Annotated in this window: 1 pseudogene; it reads right to left on the reverse strand. The window is 34.4% G+C overall.

Annotated features, from left to right (window positions below):
• Positions 1–95 (reverse strand): annotated as a pseudogene (locus tag R7E78_RS29305) (gamma-glutamyl-gamma-aminobutyrate hydrolase family protein); the annotation flags it as partial.
• Positions 96–558 lie beyond the last annotated feature (463 nt).

Genomic DNA, 558 nt, shown 5'->3' on the forward strand with positions numbered 1-558 from the left:
CGTAAGTAAAAGTCGTTGACCGCTTGTATCTGATAGCCACCTAACTCTTTAGTGCAGCTAACCACACCAATGATGGGTTTGCGTGTTCCTGACATGATATTTCCGTGTTCGATTTATTTAACATTTACCCTACAAACCATGTACAAAATTATCAACACGGATATTCGTTATTATCGTCACAACGTGATCTAACGCACTATTTAGGCCACTAAATTGAATATTTATGCTCATTATATTGAACAAAACAAAACCAACTGTTACAAAATAGTTAACAGAAAGACATGAAAACCAGCCGTTAAACACCAAAAGCACAGTATAAGTGCATGTTTAAATTAAAAATAACCTGAAAAACAAACGATTTAATAAAAGCGCTGTAATTTATTTGTTAATTTGGTTATTTCTAATTTCTACTCGTCAGGCTATTTGGAGAAGAAAATGGAATCGTATCTACAGGAAGTACAAAATTTTAAACAAAAATGGCCCGATATAGAATTTATCGACCTTATCTTTACCGATATCAATGCCACTCCAAGAGGAAAGCGCATCCCGATAGACGTA

The sequence above is a fragment of the Vibrio sp. YT-19(2023) genome (genome assembly GCF_033337395.1).